At 73.4% G+C, this 19,382-nt stretch carries 16 protein-coding genes; 9 read left to right on the top strand and 7 right to left on the bottom strand.

Annotated features, from left to right (window positions below):
• Position 1: 1 nt before the first annotated feature.
• A complete protein-coding gene (locus tag DMB38_RS15465) occupies positions 2 to 2,284 on the bottom strand; it encodes a transglycosylase domain-containing protein (protein ID WP_125935687.1) in 2,283 nt (760 codons plus the stop codon).
• A 385-nt stretch (positions 2,285 to 2,669) separates the two neighbouring features.
• On the opposite strand from DMB38_RS15465, the gene DMB38_RS15455 reads away from it, so the two are divergent.
• The gene (locus DMB38_RS15455; RefSeq protein ID WP_018841321.1) at positions 2,670 to 3,026 is read left to right on the top strand and encodes a WhiB family transcriptional regulator; all 357 of its coding nucleotides are present in this window, start codon (positions 2,670 to 2,672) and stop codon (positions 3,024 to 3,026) included.
• A gap of 177 nt (positions 3,027 to 3,203) precedes the next feature.
• Here DMB38_RS15455 and DMB38_RS15450 read toward each other — a convergent pair whose 3' ends face one another.
• Positions 3,204 to 4,424, bottom strand: a complete 1,221-nt coding sequence (locus DMB38_RS15450; RefSeq protein WP_125935686.1) for an ArsA family ATPase — start codon at positions 4,422 to 4,424, stop codon at positions 3,204 to 3,206.
• Positions 4,421 to 5,404, bottom strand: a complete 984-nt coding sequence (locus DMB38_RS15445) for an ArsA-related P-loop ATPase (protein ID WP_125935685.1) — start codon at positions 5,402 to 5,404, stop codon at positions 4,421 to 4,423. The genes DMB38_RS15450 and DMB38_RS15445 overlap by 4 nt, the downstream gene beginning before the upstream one ends.
• A gap of 96 nt (positions 5,405 to 5,500) precedes the next feature.
• Here DMB38_RS15445 and DMB38_RS15440 point away from each other — a divergent pair, with 96 nt between their 5' ends.
• The 4 genes from DMB38_RS15440 to DMB38_RS15425 all read left to right on the top strand — a co-directional run bounded on the left by DMB38_RS15440 (position 5,501) and on the right by DMB38_RS15425 (position 8,043).
• Positions 5,501 to 5,656 (top strand): DUF4177 domain-containing protein, encoded by a 156-nt coding sequence (locus DMB38_RS15440; protein ID WP_123060262.1) that lies wholly within the window; start codon positions 5,501 to 5,503, stop codon positions 5,654 to 5,656.
• Entirely contained in the window at positions 5,656 to 6,123 is a 468-nt protein-coding gene (locus DMB38_RS15435) for a RidA family protein (protein ID WP_125935684.1), read from the top strand. The genes DMB38_RS15440 and DMB38_RS15435 overlap by 1 nt, the downstream gene beginning before the upstream one ends.
• A gap of 170 nt (positions 6,124 to 6,293) precedes the next feature.
• Positions 6,294 to 7,175 carry an NUDIX hydrolase gene (locus DMB38_RS15430; protein WP_125939055.1) on the top strand — a complete coding sequence of 294 codons (882 nt, stop codon included), beginning with the start codon at positions 6,294 to 6,296 and terminating at the stop codon, positions 7,173 to 7,175.
• Between the two features lie 34 nt (positions 7,176 to 7,209).
• Entirely contained in the window at positions 7,210 to 8,043 is an 834-nt protein-coding gene (locus DMB38_RS15425; RefSeq protein WP_125935683.1) for an MBL fold metallo-hydrolase, read from the top strand.
• Between the two features lie 21 nt (positions 8,044 to 8,064).
• Here the strand turns inward: DMB38_RS15425 and DMB38_RS15420 are convergent, their stop codons facing one another.
• Positions 8,065 to 8,739, bottom strand: coding sequence for a Crp/Fnr family transcriptional regulator (locus DMB38_RS15420; protein WP_018835840.1), 675 nt, complete (start codon positions 8,737 to 8,739; stop codon positions 8,065 to 8,067).
• Positions 8,740 to 9,168: 429 nt separating this feature from the next.
• Here DMB38_RS15420 and DMB38_RS15415 point away from each other — a divergent pair, with 429 nt between their 5' ends.
• A complete protein-coding gene (locus DMB38_RS15415) occupies positions 9,169 to 10,173 on the top strand; it encodes an ATP-binding cassette domain-containing protein (RefSeq protein WP_125935682.1) in 1,005 nt (334 codons plus the stop codon).
• A complete protein-coding gene (locus tag DMB38_RS15410) occupies positions 10,170 to 10,991 on the top strand; it encodes an ABC transporter permease (RefSeq protein ID WP_125935681.1) in 822 nt (273 codons plus the stop codon). Before DMB38_RS15415 ends, DMB38_RS15410 begins: the two co-directional genes overlap by 4 nt.
• Here DMB38_RS15410 and DMB38_RS15405 read toward each other — a convergent pair.
• From DMB38_RS15405 to DMB38_RS15395, 3 genes are all read right to left on the bottom strand, one after another.
• Positions 10,988 to 14,392 (bottom strand): BTAD domain-containing putative transcriptional regulator, encoded by a 3,405-nt coding sequence (locus DMB38_RS15405; RefSeq protein ID WP_125935680.1) that lies wholly within the window; start codon positions 14,390 to 14,392, stop codon positions 10,988 to 10,990. The genes DMB38_RS15410 and DMB38_RS15405 overlap by 4 nt on opposite strands.
• A gap of 162 nt (positions 14,393 to 14,554) precedes the next feature.
• The gene (locus tag DMB38_RS15400) at positions 14,555 to 15,409 is read right to left on the bottom strand and encodes a geranyl diphosphate 2-C-methyltransferase (protein ID WP_125935679.1); all 855 of its coding nucleotides are present in this window, start codon (positions 15,407 to 15,409) and stop codon (positions 14,555 to 14,557) included.
• A 192-nt stretch (positions 15,410 to 15,601) separates the two neighbouring features.
• Positions 15,602 to 16,816, bottom strand: a complete 1,215-nt coding sequence (locus tag DMB38_RS15395; protein WP_125935678.1) for a family 2 encapsulin nanocompartment cargo protein terpene cyclase — start codon at positions 16,814 to 16,816, stop codon at positions 15,602 to 15,604.
• A 223-nt stretch (positions 16,817 to 17,039) separates the two neighbouring features.
• Here DMB38_RS15395 and DMB38_RS15390 point away from each other — a divergent pair, with 223 nt between their 5' ends.
• On the top strand, positions 17,040 to 17,663 hold the full coding sequence (locus DMB38_RS15390; protein WP_125935677.1) for a TetR/AcrR family transcriptional regulator: 624 nt from the start codon (positions 17,040 to 17,042) through the stop codon (positions 17,661 to 17,663).
• A gap of 184 nt (positions 17,664 to 17,847) precedes the next feature.
• Positions 17,848 to 19,377 carry an MFS transporter gene (locus DMB38_RS15385; protein WP_125935676.1) on the top strand — a complete coding sequence of 510 codons (1,530 nt, stop codon included), beginning with the start codon at positions 17,848 to 17,850 and terminating at the stop codon, positions 19,375 to 19,377.
• Positions 19,378 to 19,382 lie beyond the last annotated feature (5 nt).

Here is a 19,382-nt window from a genome sequence, read left to right as displayed (position 1 = left end):
GTCACCTGCCGTCCGGCCAGCCGCCGTTTCCGCCGTCCGACCAGCCGCCGTCCAGCGAGCCCCCGTCGAGCGTGCCGCCGGGGCCACCACCGCCGGGGCCGCCGTTGCCGCCGTTCCCGCCGCCGTTGCCGTTGCCGCCTCCGAGGAGGCCGCCCAGCGGGTTCTCCGGCTTGTCCTCGTCGTCCTCGTCGTCATCGTCGCCCTTGCCCTTGTCCGGGCGGTCCACCGGCACCGGGACCTTGTACAGCTCGGGCGAGGTCTTGCCCGCCAGGGCGCCGTCCATGGCGTCGCGCCAGATCGGGCCGGGGACCGCGCCGCCGAAGACGCGGTCGTGGTACGTGGGGCCGATCTGGATGTTCTCCATGGAGACGTCGTCCAGCGGCCCGCCGACCCACACCGCGCCGGCGAGGTCCGCGGTGTAGCCGACGAACCAGGCGGCCTTCCGCTCGTCCGTCGTACCGGTCTTGCCCGCGTTGTCCCGTCCGGTCAGCCCCGCCTCCTTGCCGGTGCCGTCCTCGACGACGCCCGACAGCAGGGTGTTTATCGTGCCGGCCGTCTTCTCCGACATGACGCGCTTGCACTGCGTCTTCGGCACCGGGACCTTCTTGCCCTTCGCGTCCTTGATCGACTCGATGGCGACCGGGCTGCAGTACTCGCCGCGGTTGGCGAAGGTCGCGTACGCGTTGGCCATCGCCAGCGGCGCGATGGTCTGGCCGCCGAGGGTGAGCGAGGGGGACTCCTCCAGATCCTTGCCGTCGCCCCGGTGGACGCCCATGCTCTGCGCCAGCTCCTTGACCGGGCAGATGCCGATGTCCGAGATGAGGTCCACGAAGTAGGTGTTGATGGACTTGGCGGTGGCCTCGCGCATGCTGTACGGGCCGACCTCCTCCTCCGTCTCGTTCGCGACTTCCGAACCCTCGGTGTTCACCCAGTTCTTGCCGTCCTCGCACGTCTCCACCGGGCTCGGATACGGCATCTCGTTCGGCGACGGGTACACCTTCGTGTTCGGCACGCCCTTCTCCAGCGCCGCCGCGGCGGTGAGCGGCTTGAAGGTGGAGCCGACCTGGAAGCCGTAGTTGGACCCGTTCATGGACTTCTCCACGGACAGGTTGATCATCAACTCGTTCTTGCCCGAGCCGTACGGCCTGGACTGCCCCATCGCGCGGATCTTGCCGGTGCCGGGCTCCACCATGGTCACGGCGGTGGCGACGGCGTCGTCCTGGTAGACGTGGCTCTTGATCGACTCGCTGGCGGACTTCTGCGCCACCGGGTCGAGCGTGGTGCGGATGGTCAGGCCGCCGCGGTTCCAGCGCTTGACCCGCTGCTCGGGCGTCTTCCCGAAGCCCTTGTCGTCGAGCAGCACTTCGCGTACGTAGTCGCAGAAGAACGCGGCGCCGCTGACCGCGGTGATGCACCCGTTGCGCGGCTCGCTGATCTTGAGGCCCAGCGGTTCCTTCATGGCCTTGTCGGCCTCGGCCCGGGTGACGTTGTCGTTGCTCGCCATGCGCCGCAGCACGGTGTTGCGGCGCTTCTCCGCCGCTTCCGGGTCGTTGATCGGGTCGTACCGGCTCGGGGACTGCACGATGCCGGCGAGCATCGCGGACTCGGCGAGGGTCAGCTTGTCCGCGGACTTGCTGAAGTAGCGCTCGGCGGCGGCCTCGATGCCGTACGCCTGCTGGCCGAAGAAGGCGATGTTCAGGTAGTTCTCCAGGATCTCGTCCTTGGTCAGCTCCTTCTCGACCTGGATCGCGTACTTCAGCTCCTGGATCTTGCGCCCGAGCGTCTGCCGGGTGGCCTCGGCGACCTTCCGGGCGTCGTTGCCCGCCTCCTCGACGAAGAGGTTCTTCACGTACTGCTGGGTGAGCGTGGAGGCGCCTTCGGAGACCGTGCCGGACTGCGCGTTGCTGTTCAGTGCGCGCAGGATGCCCTGGAGGTCGACGGCCCCGTGCTCGTAGAACCGCTCGTCCTCGATCGCGACGATCGCCTGCCGCATCACCGGCGCGATGTCGTCGAACTTGACGACCGTGCGGTTGCGCGAATAGACGTCGGCCAGGTGGCCGCCCTCGCGGTCGAGGATCGTGGTCTTCTGGCTCAGCGGCGGGCGCTTGAGGTCCGCGGGGATGTCGTCGAACTCCGCGACCGTGCCCTTGGCCGTCAGACCCAGCAGACCGGCGGCGGGCAGCGCGAGGCCCGCGAGCACGGAGCCGGCGAGGACGCTGACGCCGAGGAACTTCGCGGCTTGCTGCGTGGCGGTGAGTCCGCCACCCGGGCGCTTGTAGGCCATGGGGCCACCCTAACTTCTGATTCCCCGGACAGCCGCCCGTCTGTTCGCCTACTCTGTTTTCGGCCATCACCACCGGCCACGGTCCACCTCGCCCGTTGGTTCACTCCTGTGGGTGATGAGGCTTGACCGAATTGACGACATGTGACGCCCGAGGTCCGAAGGCAAGTCGGCGAACTGCCCGCTTTGCCCGGATCGTCCTTGACGGGGAGGGCTCACTCCGGTGGGTGATCTGCCGCGTACGCATAGTCCGTTCGGGCCATTCAACTTTGGGCCTGACGGGGGTGTTGCGTTGCCGCACTCCTTCCGTAACGTCCTCAACTGGCAACGGTGCATATGCCGTTTGCCGCCGTGGGGGAGCCTCAATTCGGGAGAGGACGGCGCCAGCATGAGCTGGGTTACCGACTGGAGCGCACAGGCAGCCTGCCGCACTGCCGATCCGGACGAACTGTTCGTGCAAGGCGCGGCACAGAACAGAGCCAAGGCGGTCTGCACCGGATGCCCGGTGCGCACCGAGTGCCTCGCCGACGCGCTCGACAACCGCGTCGAGTTCGGCGTGTGGGGCGGCATGACGGAGCGCGAGCGGCGGGCGCTGCTGCGCCGCCGGCCGACGGTCACGTCGTGGCGCAGACTGCTGGAGACGGCACGTGAGGAGTACGAGAGCGCGGGCACGCCGCTGCACGAAGGCGCCCTGCACGAGGACGCGCTGCGCGCGGCGGAGGAACTGCCGGTCGCCGCGGGCTGACCCCGGGCTCCGGGGCCTTCGGCCCCGCCGTGAGCCTGCTGTGTGCCCGTCGTGAGTCCGCCGCAAGCCCCGCTGTGAGCCCGTTCTGCGCCCGTCGCCCCAGTGCCCGTTCGCTACGGGCCGGACGCGGCCCGCGCGCCGTACGCCCCGGCTACGCTCCCCCACGCGTGCTCCGGCCTACGCGCCAGGCGCCTCCTGCGCCGTCAGCAGCTCCGCCACGTCCCGTAGCCCCGCAAGGTCGTGCACGTCCCCCGGCAGCGCGGTGACCTGGGTCACCGGAACCTCCGGGTGCAGCGCCGCGAACCGGTCCCGCGTACGGCGCTCGTGCGCCAGCACCTGCATCCGTTCGGCATGCAGCCGCAGGAGCGCCGCGGCATCCGCCGCGCCCTCCGTGCCCGCGCCGCCCGTGCCCGTATCCGCCGCCCCCGCGCCCTTCGCGCCGGAGCCCGCGTCGTCCACGCCCCGCTCGTCCAGCGCCTCGGCCGCCGCCAGCGCCCGCTCCGCGCTCAGTTGCGCCGCGTCGCTCTCGTGCACCCGGTTGAGCACCAGTCCGGCCAGCGGCATCCGGTCCGCTTCGAGGCGTTCGACAAAATAGGCCGCCTCCCGCAGCGCGTCCCGCTCCGGCGTCGCCACCACCAGAAAGGCCGTGCCCGGCGCCTGCAGCAGCCGGTACGTCGCCTCCGCGCGCGTGCGGAAGCCGCCGAAGAGGGTGTCCATCGCCGCGACGAACGTCTGCACGTCGCGCAGGAGGGAGGCGCCCAGCAGCTTGCCGAGCGTCCCCGTCATCATCGACATCCCGACGTTGAGGAACTTCATCCCCGCCCGGCCGCCCGCCTTCGCCGGCGCGGTCAGCAGTCTGATGAAGCGCCCGTCGAGGAAGGAGCCCAGCCGCTTCGGCGCGTCCAGGAAGTCCAGCGCGGAGCGGCTCGGCGGGGTGTCCACGATGATCAGGTCCCAGGAGTCCCGGGCCCGCAACTGGCCCAGCTTCTCCATCGCCATGTACTCCTGCGTGCCGGCGAAGCCGGCCGACAGCGACTGGTAGAAGGGGTTCTCCAGGATGGCGCTGGCCCGGTCCCCGTCCGCGTGCGCCTCGACGATCTCGTCGAAGGTGCGCTTCATGTCGAGCATCATGGCGTACAGCTCGCCGGGCCCCTCCACGCCGCCGACCCGCCGCGGGCTGTTGTCCAGGGCGTCGATGCCCATGGACTGCGCCAGCCGCTTCGCGGGGTCGATGGTGAGCACCACGACGCGGCGGCCGCGCTCCGCGGCCCGTACGCCGAGGGCGGCGGCCGTCGTCGTCTTGCCGACGCCGCCGGCGCCGCAGCAGACGACGATGCGGGTCTGCGGGTCGTCGAGGAGCCCGTCGGCGTCCAGCCGGGGCGCGGTGTCGAGGCTCATAGGGGCCACTGCTTTCCCAACTCGCCGGAGAGCCGGTAGAGACCGGCCAGATCCACTCCCTCGGTGAGCAGCGGCAGTTCGTACTGCGGCAGCTCCAGCCGCGCCAGCGCGGCCCGTTGCGTACGTTCCAGGGCCAGCCGCTCCGTATGCTCGCGCGCCTGCCGCAGCAGCGGCGCGACCAGCCGCTCCGCCCGCGCGCCCCGGCTCGCGCCGCCGAGCCCGGCGGCGGAGAGCGCGGCGGCGAGGGCGGCGGGGTCGGCGGCGGCCCGTTCCAGCTCCGCCTCGTCCATGAGCGCGGGGCGCACCATGTTGATCACCGCGGCGCCGACCTGGAGCCCGGCCTCGCGCAGCTCGGCGACGCCGTCGACGGTCTCCTGCACGGGCATGTCCTCAAGGAGGGTGACCAGGTGCACGGCGGTACGGGCCGAGGTCAGGACCCGCATCACGGCCCGGGCGTGGTTGTGGATGGGCCCGGCCTTGGCCAGCCCGGCGACCTCGGCGTTGACGCCCAGGAAGCGCGTGATGCGGCCGGTCGGCGGGGCGTCCATGACGACCGCGTCGTACACGTGCCGGCCGTGCTTGTCCTGGCGGCGGGCGGCCTCGCATGCCTTGCCGGTGAGCAGGACGTCGCGCAGGCCGGGGGCGATGGTGGTGACGAAGTCGATGGCGCCGAGGCGGCGGAGGGCCCGGCCCGCGCTGCCCATCCGGTAGAACATCTGCAGGTAGTCCAGCAGGGCCTGCTCGGCGTCGATGGCGAGCGCGTACACGTCGCCGCCGCCCGGCGCCGAGGCGATGCGCCGCTCGCCGTACGGCAGCGGCTCGGTCTCGAAGAGCTGGGCGATGCCCTGCCGGCCCTCCACCTCGACGAGCAGGGTGCGCCTGCCGTCGGCGGCCAGCGCCAGCGCCAGTGCGGCGGCCACGGTCGTCTTGCCGGTCCCGCCCTTGCCGGTCACCACGTGCAGCCTCTGGAGCCCGCTCATGTCCGCGAGCCTAATTCCTCGGCGCGCGACTCAGCAGACCGCCTCCGTCCGACGGCCCCAAGCGGGGGCCAGCCGGGGCGGGCTAAAGTCTGGCCCATGACGAAGTGGGAATACGCGACCGTGCCGCTGCTCGTACACGCCACCAAGCAGATCCTGGACCAGTGGGGCGAGGACGGCTGGGAGCTGGTCCAGGTCGTGCCCGGGCCCAACTCCGAGCAGCTCGTGGCGTATCTGAAGCGGGAAAAGAGCTGATGGCGGGGCGGGTCGAGGAGAAGCTCGCGGAGCTGGGGCTCAGCCTGCCCGAGGTGGTGCCGCCGCTGGCGTCGTACGTGCCGGCGGTGCGCAGCGGGCCGTACGTGTTCACCGCGGGGCAGCTCCCGATGGTCGACGGCACGCTGCCGCTGACCGGGAAGGTCGGGGCGGAGGTCACGCCGGAGGAGGCCAGGGAGCTGGCCGCGCGGTGTGCGCTGAACGGGCTCGCGGCGATCAAGTCGGTCGCGGGGGACCTCGACCGGGTCGTACGGGTGGTGAAGGTCGTCGGCTTCGTCGCCTCGGCGCCGGACTTCACGGCGCAGCCGGGTGTGGTCAACGGGGCGAGCGAGCTGCTGGGCCAGGTGCTGGGCGAGGCCGGTGTGCACGCGCGGAGCGCGGTGGGGGTGGCGGTGCTGCCGCTGGACGCGCCCGTGGAGATCGAGTTCCAGGCGGAGCTGGCCGGGTAGGGGCTGCCGCTCCGGGGCGTTCGTCCGGGACGTTCGTCCGGGACGTTCGTCCGGGGCGGGTATGGGGCCGGCGGGCCCGGAGTCGTCCACATACCGGCGGTTGTCCACAGGCTGGGGTTGCCCACTCGAACATGGCCTCGGCAGCCCGTAGGCTCCCCGTCATGTCCGAAATGAACGCCGCGAACGCCGCGGCCGGAGCGCAGCCCCGGTGGATTCCGCCCGCCGAGCGCATCCGCGCGCTCGCCCGCGGCGAGCTGACGCCCGTCACGCCGCGTCGCGCGGCGACGGTGCTGCTGCTGCGCGGCATGGCCCCCGACGGCCCGTGGGTGTACATGCTGCGGCGGAAGACCTCCATGCCCTTCGCCGCGGGTGCGTACGCCTACCCGGGCGGCGGCGTCGATCCGCGCGACGAGCGCCCGCTGCCCGCGGCGGCCTGGGCCGGGCCGGCCCCCGCGCGGTGGGCGGCGCGGCTGGGGGTGGCCGAGCCGGAGGCGCAGGCGGTGGTCTGCGCGGCGGTGCGGGAGACGTTCGAGGAGGCCGGGGTGCTGCTGGCCGGGGCCTCGGCGGCCGAGGTCGTGGCGGACACCACGGGGGCGGACTGGGAGGCGGACCGCGCGGCGCTGGTCGCCCGCGAGCTGGGCTTCGCCGACTTCCTGGCCCGCCGCGGTCTGGTCGTACGGACCGATCTGCTCGGCGCCTGGGCGCGCTGGATAACCCCGGAGTTCGAGACCCGGCGGTATGACACGTGGTTCTTCGTCGCCGCCCTCCCCGAGGGCCAGCGCACGCGGAACGCCTCGACGGAGGCCGACCGCGCGGAGTGGGTCAGGCCCGCCGAGGCGGCCGAGGGGTATGAGCGCGGTGAACTGGTGATGCTGCCGCCGACGATCTCGATGCTGCGCGGGCTGCGGGAGTACGGGTCGGCGGCCGAGGCGCTGGCCGCGGCCGGGGAGCGGGATCTGTCGGCGGTGCTGGTGAAGGCCCGGATGGAGGGGGACGACGTGGTGCTGAGCGCCCCGGGGCACGAGGAGTTCACGCGGAGGCTGCCGTCATGAGGGCGGCGGCGGGGAGGACGGCGGGGGTGGTCGTGTGACGGACGCGGCGGCGCTGCCAGGACAGCCGCGCGGCGGGGCGCTCAGCGGGCCGGCCACTGCTCGTGCGACGTGCGTGCTGGCGCCCAACGCCTCGCCCATGACCCTCGACGGTACGAACACGTGGATCGTCGCCGAGCCGGACTCCGCGCGGGCCGTGGTGATCGACCCCGGGCCGCTGGACGAAGGCCATCTGGCGGCGGTCATGGACACCGCGGACCGGGCGGGCCTGCGGGTGGCACTCACGCTGCTCACCCACGGGCACGCGGACCACGCCGAGGGCGCGGCCCGCTTCGCGGAGCTGACCGGGACGAAGGTGCGGGCCCTGGACCCGGCGCTGCGCCTCGGCGACGAGGGGCTGGCCGCGGGGGACGTGATATCCGTCGCCGGGCTGGAGCTGCGGGTCGTGCCCACGCCGGGCCACACGGCGGACTCGCTCTGCTTCCACCTGCCGGCCGACGACGCCGTGCTCACCGGCGACACCATCCTCGGCCGCGGCACGACGATGGTCGCCCATCCGGACGGCCGGCTCGGCGACTATCTCGACTCGCTGCGCCGGCTGCGGTCCCTCACCGTGGACGACGGCGTCTCGACGGTGCTGCCGGGCCACGGGCCGGTGCTGGAGGACGCCCAGGGCGCGGTGGAGTTCTACCTGGCCCACCGCGCGACGCGGCTGGCGCAGGTCGAGACGGCGGTCGAGAACGGGCACCGCACGGCGGCGGAGGTGGTGGCGCACGTGTACGCGGACGTGGACCGGACGCTGTGGCCCGCGGCGGAGCTGTCGGTGCGGGCCCAGCTCGAGTATCTGAAGGAGCACGGCCTGATCACGTAGCCGGGCCGGGCCGGCCCGCGGTCAGCGCGAGCGCTTCGCCAGGCGCTCCACGTCCAGCAGGATCACGGCCCGCGCCTCCAGGCGCAGCCAGCCGCGGCTGGCGAAGTCCGCCAGCGCCTTGTTGACCGTCTCCCGGGAGGCGCCGACGAGCTGGGCCAGCTCCTCCTGCGTCAGGTCGTGCACGACGTGGATGCCCTCGTCCCCGGGGACGCCGAAGCGCCGCGAGAGGTCCAGCAGGGCGCGGGCGACGCGGCCCGGGACGTCGGAGAAGACCAGGTCGGACATCTGGTCGTTGGTGCGCCGCAGCCGGCGGGCGACCGCCCGCAGCAGCGCGGAGGCGACCTCGGGGCGGGCGTTCAGCCAGGGCTGGAGGTCGCCGTGGCCGAGGCCGAGCAGCTTGACCTCGGTCAGCGCCGAGGCGGTGGCCGTGCGCGGACCCGGGTCGAAGAGGGACAGCTCGCCGATCAGCTCGCCGGGGCCGAGCACGGCCAGCATGTTCTCGCGCCCGTCCGGGGAGGTGCGGTGGAGCTTCACCTTGCCCTCGGTGACGACGTACAGCCGGTCGCCGGGCTCGCCCTCGTGGAAGAGCGCGTCACCGCGCGACAGCGTCGCCTCGGTCATGGAGGCACGCAGCTCCGCGGCCTGCTCGTCGTCGAGCGCGGCGAAGAGGGGCGCGCGCCGCAGAACGTCGTCCACGAGTTCTCTCCTTGTCGGGGTGCCCGGGCGACCGCGGGCCGTTGCTCGGTCGGCCCGTCGTTTTCCATGATGCCGGACAGTAAAACAGTGCGATCAGTCACAAGTTTGACGTACCGCAGCGTGAACCGTAGCCCAGGGGTCCGATTGGCGGCACTTTTCCGGTGCTCAGCAGCGGGCGCTCGGGGGGTTGCGCGGGGGCGCGTAGTTGCGCGCGGAGGCCCGGGCGGGCGCTCAACGAGCCGGTCGGGGCGCCGTCGTGCACGGCGTGTGGGGTGACCCGTACGGCCCTATTCCGCTCTCAGCGAACGCACCTCCTGCAATCCGATAAACCGGACATAACGCCACCGTGGCGGCGTGACAGCGTCCTGTGCGCGCCGTGCCAGCGGTCCTCGGCACGCTCCTTCCCGCAGACCGAGAAGGAGACACCGCATGACCTACGCATTCAGGGCCGAGGGCCTGGTCAAACGGTTCGGCGCGACCACCGCGCTGGCCGGTATCGACCTCGCGGCCCGGCAGGGCACCGTCCTCGGCGTCCTCGGCCCCAACGGCGCCGGCAAGACCACCGCCGTACGCATCCTCGCCACCCTCCTCCGCCCCGACGAGGGCACGGCGGCCGTCGGCGGCCTCGACGTCGTCCGCGACGCCGGAGAGGTACGCCGGCTCATCGGGCTCACCGGCCAGTACGCCTCCGTGGACGAGGACCTGACCGGCACCGAGAACCTCGTGCTCATCGGGCGCCTCCTCGACATGCGCACCGGCGCCGCCCGGGCCCGCGCCCGCGAGCTGCTGGCGCACTTCGAGCTGGCCGGGGCCGCCGGCCGCCCCGTGCGGACGTACTCCGGCGGCATGCGCCGCCGCCTCGACCTCGCCGCCTCCCTCGTCGGCCGGCCCGACGTCATCTACCTCGACGAACCGACGACGGGCCTGGACCCGGTGCGCCGCGAGGACGTCTGGGGCATCGTCCGCTCGCTCGTCGGGGACGGCGTGACCGTGCTGCTCACCACCCAGTACCTGGAGGAGGCGGACGCGCTCGCCGACGAGATCTCCGTCATCGACCACGGCCGGGTCATCGCCCACGGCACCCCGGCCGAGCTGAAGCGGCGCGTCGGCGGCCGCCACCTCGACCTGCGCCCGCTGGACCCGGCGCGGCTGCTGGACGCGGCCGGGATCCTCGCGGCGGTGGCCGGCACGCAGCCCGAGTCGCCGACGCGCGGCACGCTGACCGTCCCCGTCGCCGACGACGGCATGCTCACGGCGGCCGTACGCCGCCTCGACGAGGCCGGGATCGCGGTGGCCGAGCTGTCGCTGCGGCTGCCCGACCTGGACGACGTCTTCTTCACCCTCACCGGCCACGGCACGGCCGCCCCGGCCGGATCCGTCACCGGGACAGCGGGCGCGGCCCGTACGCCGAAGACCGAGGAGGCCGTCCGATGACCACGCTCACCGCCCCCGAGCGGACCGCGGTGCCGTCCCGCCGCGAGGGCGCCGCCCGGCCCTTCGCGCTCGTCCGGCACAGCGTCGCGCTCGCCGGCCGCAGCCTGGTCAAGACCAGGCGCACGCCCGAGCAACTGATCGACGTGACGCTTCAGCCGATCCTCTTCCTCGTCATGTTCCTGTACCTGCTCGGCGGTGCCGTCGCGGGCTCGACGCACGCGTATCTGCAGACCCTGCTGCCGGCGTTGATGGTCATGAACACGGCCTTCGCCTCCGTCCAGACCGGCATCAACCTCAACGACGACATCAAGAAGGGCGTCTTCGACCGCTTCCGGAGCATGCCCATCGCGCGCTCCGCGCCGCTGATCGGCTCGGTGCTCGGCGACCTGATCCGGTTCGTCGTCCTGATCGTGGTGCAACTCGGCTTCGGCTACGCCGTGGGCTTCCGGGTCGGGACCGGACTGCTGCCGGCCCTGGCGGCCTGTCTGCTCGTGATGCTCTTCGTGTTCTGCCTCTCGTGGGTGTTCGTGCTGATCGGGATGCTGGTGCGGGAGCCGGGGGCGGTGCAGGGCGTGGGTTTCATGGCGATGTTCCCGCTGACCTTCGGCACCAACGTATTGGTGCCCACCGACACTCTCCCCGGCTGGCTGGAGACGTGGGTCGACGTGAACCCGGTGACGGGCGTGATGGAGGCCGCGCGGGGGCTGATGGTCGAGGGCCCTGTCGCGGGGCCGGTGCTGGAGTCGGTGCTGTGGAGCGCGGGGGTGCTGGCGGTGTTCTTCCCGCTGGCCGTACGGGCCTATCTGCGGCGCACCTAGGGACAGCCGGGGGTGTCGGCCAGGTACGCGCGGAGCAGTTCGATGGCGTCGCCCTGCTTGAGGGCGGCGCCGCGGGCCCGGGCCGGCTCGAACTCCGCGCCGAGCGCGCGGCGCAGCCGGGCGGCCAGGTCGGCGGCGTCCGGCAGCGCGACGTCGCCGACCCCGCGGACGGAGTCGGCGGCGCCGAGCAGTTCGGCGGCGCGGGCGAACTCCGCGCCCGTGTGCTCCTCCTCCGTCAGCCCCGTCGCCGTTTCCCCGTACTCCGCGGCCAGCGTCGCCACGCCGACCCCGACCATCGCGACCACCGGCATGTCCTTCACCCCGACCGCCACGCCGAGCGCCGTCGCCAGCTCCGTACGCGCACCGGCCGGGTCTCCGCGTACGCACGCCAGCAGCGCCCGCCCCGTCCGTACGATCGCCTCGATCTGCGGCACTGCCACCCCGCCCCGCCGCAGCGTCGCCAGCGCCTCCCCGTACCACCGCGCCGCCTCGTCCGCCTCGCCCGCCCGGCGCGCGAGGTCGCCCAGGACGTCCCGGCACAGCGCCGCGACATGCGAGCGCCCCTCGCGCACCGCCGCACCCAACACGCGGTGCAGCTCCGCGCGTGCCTCCTCCGTACGCCCCTGCGCCGCTTCGAGCTGCGCGAGCCGGGTGCGCAACTGCCCCACGTCGTCCTCGGCATGCACCTCGCCCATGAGCCGCAGCGCCTCCTCGAACCCCGCCCGCGCCCGCTCCGCGTCCCCCAGCAGCGCCCGGTACTCGCCGAGTTGGTGGAGCGCCATCGCCAGCCCCCACCGGTCGCCGACCTCGCGGAACTCCGCCGCGGCCGCCTCCAGGTCCTCCTCGAGACCCGGCGCGTACCCCCGGTTCTCCCGGAACGCCGCCCGGATCATCCGCAGCAGCGCCCGCGTCCACGGGTCCGGGTGGCCCAGCCGCTCGTCGATCGCGGCGAGCCCGCGCGCGTCGTCGTCCGTGAACACCGCGATGCCCGGCTCCAGCACGGCCAGCATCGGGTGCCCGCCCATCGGATCGACCCGTGCGGCCAGCGCCGTCAGCTCCTCCAGGGCCGCCGGGTCCGGCTCGATGCCGCCGCTCGTCGCGGAGTTGATGAGGGAGAAGCCGAGGGCGACCGCGTGCGGTTCGAGGGGCGGGTCGCCGGGGACGGCGAGCGCGAGGCGGAGCCAGTCGGCGGCCTCGCTGTGGTGGCCGAGGATCATCCAGTAGATGCCGAGGGCGGCGACCAGCCGGACGGCGGTCACGGCGTCCCCGGCGTCGATGGCGTGGCGCAGGGCCGCGAGGAGGTTGTCGTGCTCGGCGTCGAGGAGGGCGATCCAGCCGAGCTGCTCGTGGCCGCGCACGTGCGGGTCCGCGGTCTCGGCGAGCCGGAGGAAGTGGGCGGCGTGCGCGGCACGTACGCGGTCGAGGTCGCCGGCCTCGGCGAGGCGGTCGCGGCCGAACTCGCGGATGGTCTCCAGCATGCGGTAGCGCGGACCGGCGCTCGGCTCGGCATGCGCGCCCTGCGGTGCTTCCGCGATCTGCAGCAGGGACTTGTCGGCGAGGGCCGCGAGCAGGTCGAGCGCGGTGACGACGTCCATGCCGCACACGCCCGCGACGGATTCGGGCGTCGCGCCGCCCGGGAACACCGACAGCCACTCCGCGAGCCGCCGTTCCTCGTCCCCCAGCAGCTCCCAGCTCCAGGCGACGACGGCCTGGAGCGTACGGTGCCGGGGCAGCGCGGTCCTGCTGCCGGTGGTCAGCAGCCGGAACCGGTTGTCCAGCCGGGCGGCGACCTGCTCGACGGGGAGCGAACGCAGCCGGGCGGCGGCCAGTTCGATGGCCAGCGGCAGGCCGTCGAGGCGGCGGCAGATCTCGGCGACGGCGGCGGCGTTGGCGGGGCCGACGGCGAAGTCGGGGCGGGCGGCGCGGGCGCGGTCGGCGAAGAGCCGCACCGCCGCGCCGGTGGCGTGCTCGCCCTGCCCGTCGCGGGCGTCCCGGCCGTCCTCGGCGTCCCGCGGGGGCAGGCTCAGCGGCGGGACGGGGCACAGCGCCTCGCCGTCGATGCCCAGCGGCTCGCGGCTGGTCGCGAGCACGCGCAGCTCGGGGCAGCGGCGCAGCAGGTGGTCGGCGAGGTGGGCGGCGGCCGAGACGACGTGCTCGCAGTTGTCGAGCACGAGGGTGGTGGGCGCGGCGGCGAGGGTGTCGGTGAGCCGGGTCAGCACGTCGCGCGGGGGCAGGTGGCGGTTGTCGAGCACGGCGGTCTCGCGCTGGCCGAGCGCGCCGAGTACGGCGAACGGGACGTCGTCGCCGCCGGTCACGGGCGCGAGTTCGACGAGCCACACGCCGCCGGGTGAGTCGTCGAGGAGCGCTTCCGCTGCGGTGGTGGCGAGCCGGGTCTTGCCCGCGCCGCCGGGCCCCGTGAGGGTGACGAGCCGCGAGCCGCCGAGGAGGGCGCGCACGCGGCGCAGTTCGCCGTCGCGGCCGACGAAGCTGGTGAGGGCGGCGCGCAGGTTGGTACGGACCGGGGGCGGGGGGTCGTCGGGGGCACCGGGCCCGGTGCCGGGCTTCGTACGGTACGGATCGCCGGTGGCGCCGGGTCTCGTACTGTACGGGCCGCTTGCGCCGCCCCGCCCCGGCGTCCCGCCCCGCAGCACCGCCACGTGCAGCTCCCGCAGGGCCTCCGACGGGTCCGCGCCCAGCTCCTCCGCGAGCAGCGTGCGGTACTCCTCGTACGCCCCCAGCGCCTCCGGCTGCCGCCCCGTCGCGTAGAGCGCGCGCATCAGCAGCGCGCGCGGGCGCTCGCGCAGCGGGTGCGCCACCGTCAGCGCCTCCAGCTCCGGAACCGCGGCACCGGGCCGGGCGCCGCCCGGACCGCCCTCCGCCAGACCCGCCTCGATGCGGTCCTCGGTGGCCTCCAGCCGCAGCTCCTCCAGCCGGTGCGCGGGCGCCGCCGCGAACGGCGCGTCCGCCACGTCCGCGAGCGCGGGCCCGCGCCACAGCGTCAGCGCCTCCTCCAGCAGCCGGCGCGCCGCCGGGGCGTCGCCCGCCGCCAGCGCCTCGCGCCCGGCGTGCGCCTGCCGCTCGAAGCGCACGGCGTCCACCGCCTCCGGCGGCAGTGCGAGCCGGTAGCCGGCGGGCCCGTACGCGAGGACGTCGGACCGGCCGAGCGCGCGGCGCAGCCGGGAGACGAGGGACTGCAGCGCGTTGCCGGGGTCGGCGGGGGCGTCGTCGCCCCAGAGGCCGTCGGCGAGCAGCGTCGTGCCGACGTACCGGCCGGGGTCGAGCGCGAGCCGTACGAGCAGCGCGCGGAGCCGGCCGCCGGCGATCTCCACCGGCACCCCGCCGACCGCCACCTCCAGCGGACCCAGCACCCCGATGCGCACGTACGCCAGCCTCTCACGCACCCCGTGAGCGGCCGATCTCCTTTTACCCGCCCCTTTACCGAACCCGAACCCCGAAACCCGAAACCCCGAACCCGGCACCGGTGCGGACGCGGCCACCGGCGCCGGGCCGCCCCGGTGGGTCCCGCCGGCCGCGGGCGCCCACCGGGAGCCGAGCGGATCCGGTCAGACCCGGTCCGCGGCGATCAGCAGGTACTGGAAGCTCCCGCTGCGGTACGCCGTGAGGAACACCTCCTCGATCCCGGTGGCGACGGAGGACTTGGCCCGCAGCTCCCAGTACGGGATCGTCGCCTCGGTCAGGTCGATGACCTCCGCGGGCACCAGCCGGTTCGCGACCAGCTCCTTGAAGTACGTCGACCGCGGGTGGACGTTGCAGATGTAGTGCGCGTTGATCTGGCTGACGGCGCGGGACGGCAGCCCGTAGGCGTCGTTGTAGCAGCCGGTGATGGTGACGTACCGGCCGCCGCGCGCGAGCAGCCGCGCGTGCTCCTTGAAGAGCTGCGCCAGCTCCACGTACATCGTGCTCTCGTTGTTCCAGATCCCGCGGAACGCACCCGTCTCGAAGCCCGTGTCGAGCATGTTCTTCAGGTGGAACCGCACCGCGCTCCCCAGCCCGCGGCGCTGCACCTGGTCGTTGGCGAAGGAGACCTGCGACTGCGAGATGGAGATGCCGTCGACGCGGCAGCCGAATCGTTCGTGCGCCATAAAGCTCGTGCCGCCCCGGCCGGAGCCGGCGTCCAGCAGCCGGGCGCCGCGGTCGGGCTCGCCGAGGTGGTCCAGGAGGAGGGTGGCCTGTGCGGTCTCCAGGCGGTGCATCTCCGCGATGATCCGCTCTTCCCTGGTCTCCTCCGGGCCCGCCAGCACGGACTGGTCGACCTCGCCGATGCCGTAGTGGTGGTGGTACGTCCCGCTGACGTCGCCGAGCTTGAGGTTGACCGGGTCCTTCTCCCGGTTCCAGTAGTCGGCGATGGAGTGCTGGTACGGGCTGGTGAGGACGTTCGTGTCGGCGGCTGCCGCCATGGTCGTTCTCCTTCTGAGGGCGTGCTGAGCGTGCTGGAGCTGGTGAGGCGTGGTGGTCGGGGACGTGCCGGTGCGGACGCGTGGCCCGTCAGGCGTACCTGCGGGTGCGTCGGAGGGATGAACGGGCCGGGTCTGCCGGGTATGCCGGTCCGGCCAGGCGGTCCGGGCCGGCAGGCGGATCGGCCCGGCGGGTCAGGCGGTCTGGTAGCGGGCGCTGGTGGCGTGCCACTCCTTGCAGCCGCCCATCCACGCCCACACCCCGGCCAGGAAGCGGCCGAGCTGCGGGGAGCCGGCGGCGGTGAGGGCCGCGGCCTCCATCTCGTAGGTGTGCATCAGCTCGTCGTGGATGAGGGCCGTCCGGTCCACGGCCTCCTGGAGGGTGCAGCCTTCTTCTGCGGCGATCAGATTGGGCAGGTTGGTGTCCGTGGGGTCTTCCTTTCCCATCGAGTACAGGTCGTTGAGGAGCACGCTGGCGGTGCCGGCGTAGAGGTACGTGCGGCGGACCCGGGCGTCGGCGAACTCGTCCGGCGGCAGCTCGTACCCGCTGACGGGGTCCACGAGGACCATGCAGGGGAAGAACGCGTTCTCGTAGCGGTGGAGCAGGTACTCCCACACCGCGGGGGTGCGCGCCGAGGAGCGCCACTCGGCCTCCTGGCCGTACCCGACGAACATGACGGCCAACTCGTGCCGCAGCCGGGCGACCTGGGTGGGGCTCGCGTACCGCGAGAGGTGCGCGAGGGCGGAGCGGAACGCGCGGAGCACCGGCTCGCGCTGGACGGTCTCCTCGAACTGCGGCATGTAGCGCGCGGGGAGCCGGACGGGGTCGATGACGGCGTGCGCCAGCGCCATCCGCTCGCCGAGCAGGGCGGGATCGGGGTCCTCGCCCTCGTCCACCCAGTGGTCGTCGACGGACCACTCGGACAGGCCGCACTTGGCGGCGGCCAGCAGCCGGTCGGGGTCGTCGCAGTCGGGGTGCGCGAGCATGAAGAGGCGGCCGAACTGGTGGGAGCGCAGGCGCTCGATGCGGCCGGTGAAGATGCCGATCTCTTCCGCCCACGCGACCAGCCGCTCGTTGACCTCGTCCCCGAGCGCGGGGTCGTTGCGCAGGGCGTCGGGGCAGTACAGCGGCGGGATCCGCAGGCCGCCGCGCTCCCCGCTGCCGTCGGGCGGTGGCGCGGTGCCGGCCTCGGGCCCCGCGGCGGATGCGGAGCCGGGGTCCGAGTCGGTGCCGGGTCCGGCGCCGGATGCCGGCTCCGGCCGGGGCTTCGTACGGGCGGGGGGCTCCGCCTCGGGCTTCGGGACGGCCTCCGGTACGTACCCGGCGAGCGGGTGCGCGGCGGCGGTGCCGAGACCGGTGGGGCCGAGGGGGAGGAGGGCGCGGAGTGCTTCTGCGGGTGCTCCGGTCATGCGCGGCACCCGGCCTCCGCGGCGGTCGGCGAGGAGATCGTCATACTTCGACGCTAGGCATCTGCGCCGAGTGCGGCAATCGCTCGAAAGAGTAGGCATAAAAGGGGGATTGGCCGATGAGGGATCCACTCGCGAAGTCACTGGGTGAAACGGTTGCGTTTCTCCCGGTCGCGATCTAGCGTGGGCCGTACGAAACCGTTCCGTACGAAAAGGATCGCCCGTCATGCCCGGCAGACCCGTCGGCCAGCTCCACGGCCAGGCCCCCGACGCCCGGATCCGCCGGCCCCGCATGACCCCCGAGCGCGAGCGTGAGCTGCTCGAAGCGGTGCTGGGCGTGCTGCGCGAGTCGGGGTACGAGGCGCTGTCGATGGACCTCGTCGCGACCCGCGCGCGGTGCAGCAAGGCGACCCTGTACCGGCAGTGGCACAGCAAGGCGGAGATGGTCGTCGCCGCGATGATCGCCAACCGGCCCGTGGACCCCGGCGCCGTCGACACCGGCTCGCTGCGCGGTGATCTGATCAGCCTCGTCGAAGAGTTGTCCACCACCGCGGAGAAGGACACGGCGCTGATCGCGGCGATACACCACGCCGCGCTCACCGACGGGGACCTGGCCGCGACGCTGCACGCCTCCCTCGCGGACTACGAGTTGACGCACCTGAGCGGCCTGCTCGACCGCGCGGTGGCGCGCGGCGAACTGCCCGGGCAGCCGGGCGCGGCCGAGTTCCTGCCGCAGTTGCTCTTCGGCGCGGTCGTCATACGCCCGCTGATCGACGGGGCGTTCGCCGATTCCGCGTATCTCGCGCGCTTCGTCGACCTCGTGGTGCTGCCGGCGCTGCGTCACTCCTGAGCCGTACGCCCTTCACCACCCCTCGCCGGTCACTCCGGTCCCTCCGGCCGCCGTACGCCCGCCTCGCGGGCCCGACGCCGCCGGGCAGGGCTCCGTACCGCGACGGCCACATACCCCTACGCCGTACCCGTACGAGCCCAGTCCGGTCCTCCGAGTACCCGATCCCCCCCACACGGAGCCTGCCATGTCCCCTACCGACGCCGTAGCCGGCAGCGGTCCCGCCGGCGAAACCGGCCCGCCCGCCGTCGCCGTCATGCCCCAAGACGACCGCGCCCACCGCCATCGGTGGCTGATCCTCGGCGTCCTCGGCCTGGCCCAGTTGATGGTCGTCCTCGACGTGACCATCGTGAACATCGCCCTGCCGTCCGCCCAGTCCGACCTCGGCTTCACCAACGGCGACCGGCAGTGGGTCGTCACCGCGTACTCGCTGGCCTTCGGCAGCCTCCTGCTCCTCGGCGGCCGCATCGCCGACCTTGTCGGCCGCAAGGTCACCTTCCTCGTCGGTCTCGTCGGCTTCGCCGCCGCGTCCGCCGTGGCGGGCGCCGCCGTCAGCTTCGACATGCTCATCCTCGCCCGCGCCTTCCAGGGCGCCTCCGGCGCGCTCCTCGCCCCGTCCGCGCTGTCGCTGCTGACGACGACGTTCACCGACCCGGGCGAGCGGGCGAAGGCGTTCAGCGTCTACGGCGCGGTGTCCGGCGCGGGCGGCGCCATCGGCCTGCTGCTCGGCGGGGTGCTCACCGAGTACCTGGACTGGCGCTGGACGCTGTACGTGAACGTGGCCCTCGCCGTCGTCGCCTTCGGCTTCGCCTCCGCGCTGCTGACCCGTACGGCACGGGACCGGAGCGTCACGCTCGACGTGCCCGGCACGGCCCTGGTCACCGCCGGCCTCTTCTGCGTCGTCTACGGCTTCTCCAACGCCGAGCACCAGGACTGGGGCGCGCCGGCCACCTGGGGGCTGCTGATCGCCGGCGGCGTGCTGCTCACGGCGTTCGCCTGGTGGTCGACCCGGAGCCAGCACCCCCTGCTGCCCACGCGCATCGTCACCGACCGGAACCGCGGCGCGTCCTACCTCGGCATGCTGATCTCCGCGGGCGGGATGTTCGGCGTCTTCCTCTTCCTCACGTACTTCCTGCAGACGGGCCTCGACTACACGCCGATCGACTCCGGCGTCGCCTTTCTGCCGATGGTCGGCGGCCTGGTGATCGCCGCGACGCTCGCCACCAACGTCCTCGTACCGCGCATCGGGCCGCGGCTGGTGGTGCCCTCGGGCATGGCGATCGCGGCGGCCGGCCTGGTGTGGATGACGAGCCTGGACCTGAACAGTTCGTACGCGGCGGACATCCTGCCGATGACCGTGATCGTGGGCTTCGGCCTCGGGCTGATCGTGGCGACGGCGATGAGCCTGGGCACGCTGGGCGTCTCCGTCCACGACGCGGGCGTGGCCTCCGCGACGGTCAACGCCATGCAGCAGGTCGGCGGCTCCATCGGCATCGCCCTGCTCAACACCGTCTCCGCCAGCGCCGCCACGAACTACCTCTCGGGGCGCGATCCCAGGGACCCGGCCGTGAAGGCGCAGGCGGCGCTGGAGAGTTACCACACCGCGTTCTGGTGGTCGGCGGGTTTCTTCGCCGCCGGCGCCCTGGTGACCCTGTTCCTGTACCGGCGGGGCGCACCGAAGGAGCTGAAGGGCGGGGCACCCACGATCCACATGTGAAGCCC

This window comes from Streptomyces sp. WAC 06738 (assembly GCF_003945505.1).
Lineage (GTDB): Bacteria > Actinomycetota > Actinomycetes > Streptomycetales > Streptomycetaceae > Streptomyces.
The sequence above is the reverse complement of the archived record's forward strand: the minus strand, read 5'-3'. Positions and strand labels throughout refer to the sequence as shown.

What these genes read in the sequence shown, in the direction of transcription:
- DMB38_RS15455 (WP_018841321.1), top strand. Translation starts at nt 2,670, where the DNA reads ATGAGCTGGGTTACCGACTGGAGCGCACAGGCAGCCTGCCGCACTGCC.
- DMB38_RS15445 (WP_125935685.1), bottom strand. Translation starts at nt 5,404, where the DNA reads ATGAGCGGGCTCCAGAGGCTGCACGTGGTGACCGGCAAGGGCGGGACC.
- DMB38_RS15465 (WP_125935687.1), bottom strand. Translation starts at nt 2,284, where the DNA reads ATGGCCTACAAGCGCCCGGGTGGCGGACTCACCGCCACGCAGCAAGCC.
- DMB38_RS15410 (WP_125935681.1), top strand. Translation starts at nt 10,170, where the DNA reads ATGACCACGCTCACCGCCCCCGAGCGGACCGCGGTGCCGTCCCGCCGC.
- DMB38_RS15450 (WP_125935686.1), bottom strand. Translation starts at nt 4,424, where the DNA reads ATGAGCCTCGACACCGCGCCCCGGCTGGACGCCGACGGGCTCCTCGAC.
- DMB38_RS15390 (WP_125935677.1), top strand. Translation starts at nt 17,040, where the DNA reads ATGCCCGGCAGACCCGTCGGCCAGCTCCACGGCCAGGCCCCCGACGCC.
- DMB38_RS15415 (WP_125935682.1), top strand. Translation starts at nt 9,169, where the DNA reads ATGACCTACGCATTCAGGGCCGAGGGCCTGGTCAAACGGTTCGGCGCG.
- DMB38_RS15430 (WP_125939055.1), top strand. Translation starts at nt 6,294, where the DNA reads ATGAACGCCGCGAACGCCGCGGCCGGAGCGCAGCCCCGGTGGATTCCG.
- DMB38_RS15435 (WP_125935684.1), top strand. Translation starts at nt 5,656, where the DNA reads ATGGCGGGGCGGGTCGAGGAGAAGCTCGCGGAGCTGGGGCTCAGCCTG.
- DMB38_RS15400 (WP_125935679.1), bottom strand. Translation starts at nt 15,409, where the DNA reads ATGGCGGCAGCCGCCGACACGAACGTCCTCACCAGCCCGTACCAGCAC.
- DMB38_RS15440 (WP_123060262.1), top strand. Translation starts at nt 5,501, where the DNA reads ATGACGAAGTGGGAATACGCGACCGTGCCGCTGCTCGTACACGCCACC.
- DMB38_RS15385 (WP_125935676.1), top strand. Translation starts at nt 17,848, where the DNA reads ATGTCCCCTACCGACGCCGTAGCCGGCAGCGGTCCCGCCGGCGAAACC.
- DMB38_RS15395 (WP_125935678.1), bottom strand. Translation starts at nt 16,816, where the DNA reads ATGACCGGAGCACCCGCAGAAGCACTCCGCGCCCTCCTCCCCCTCGGC.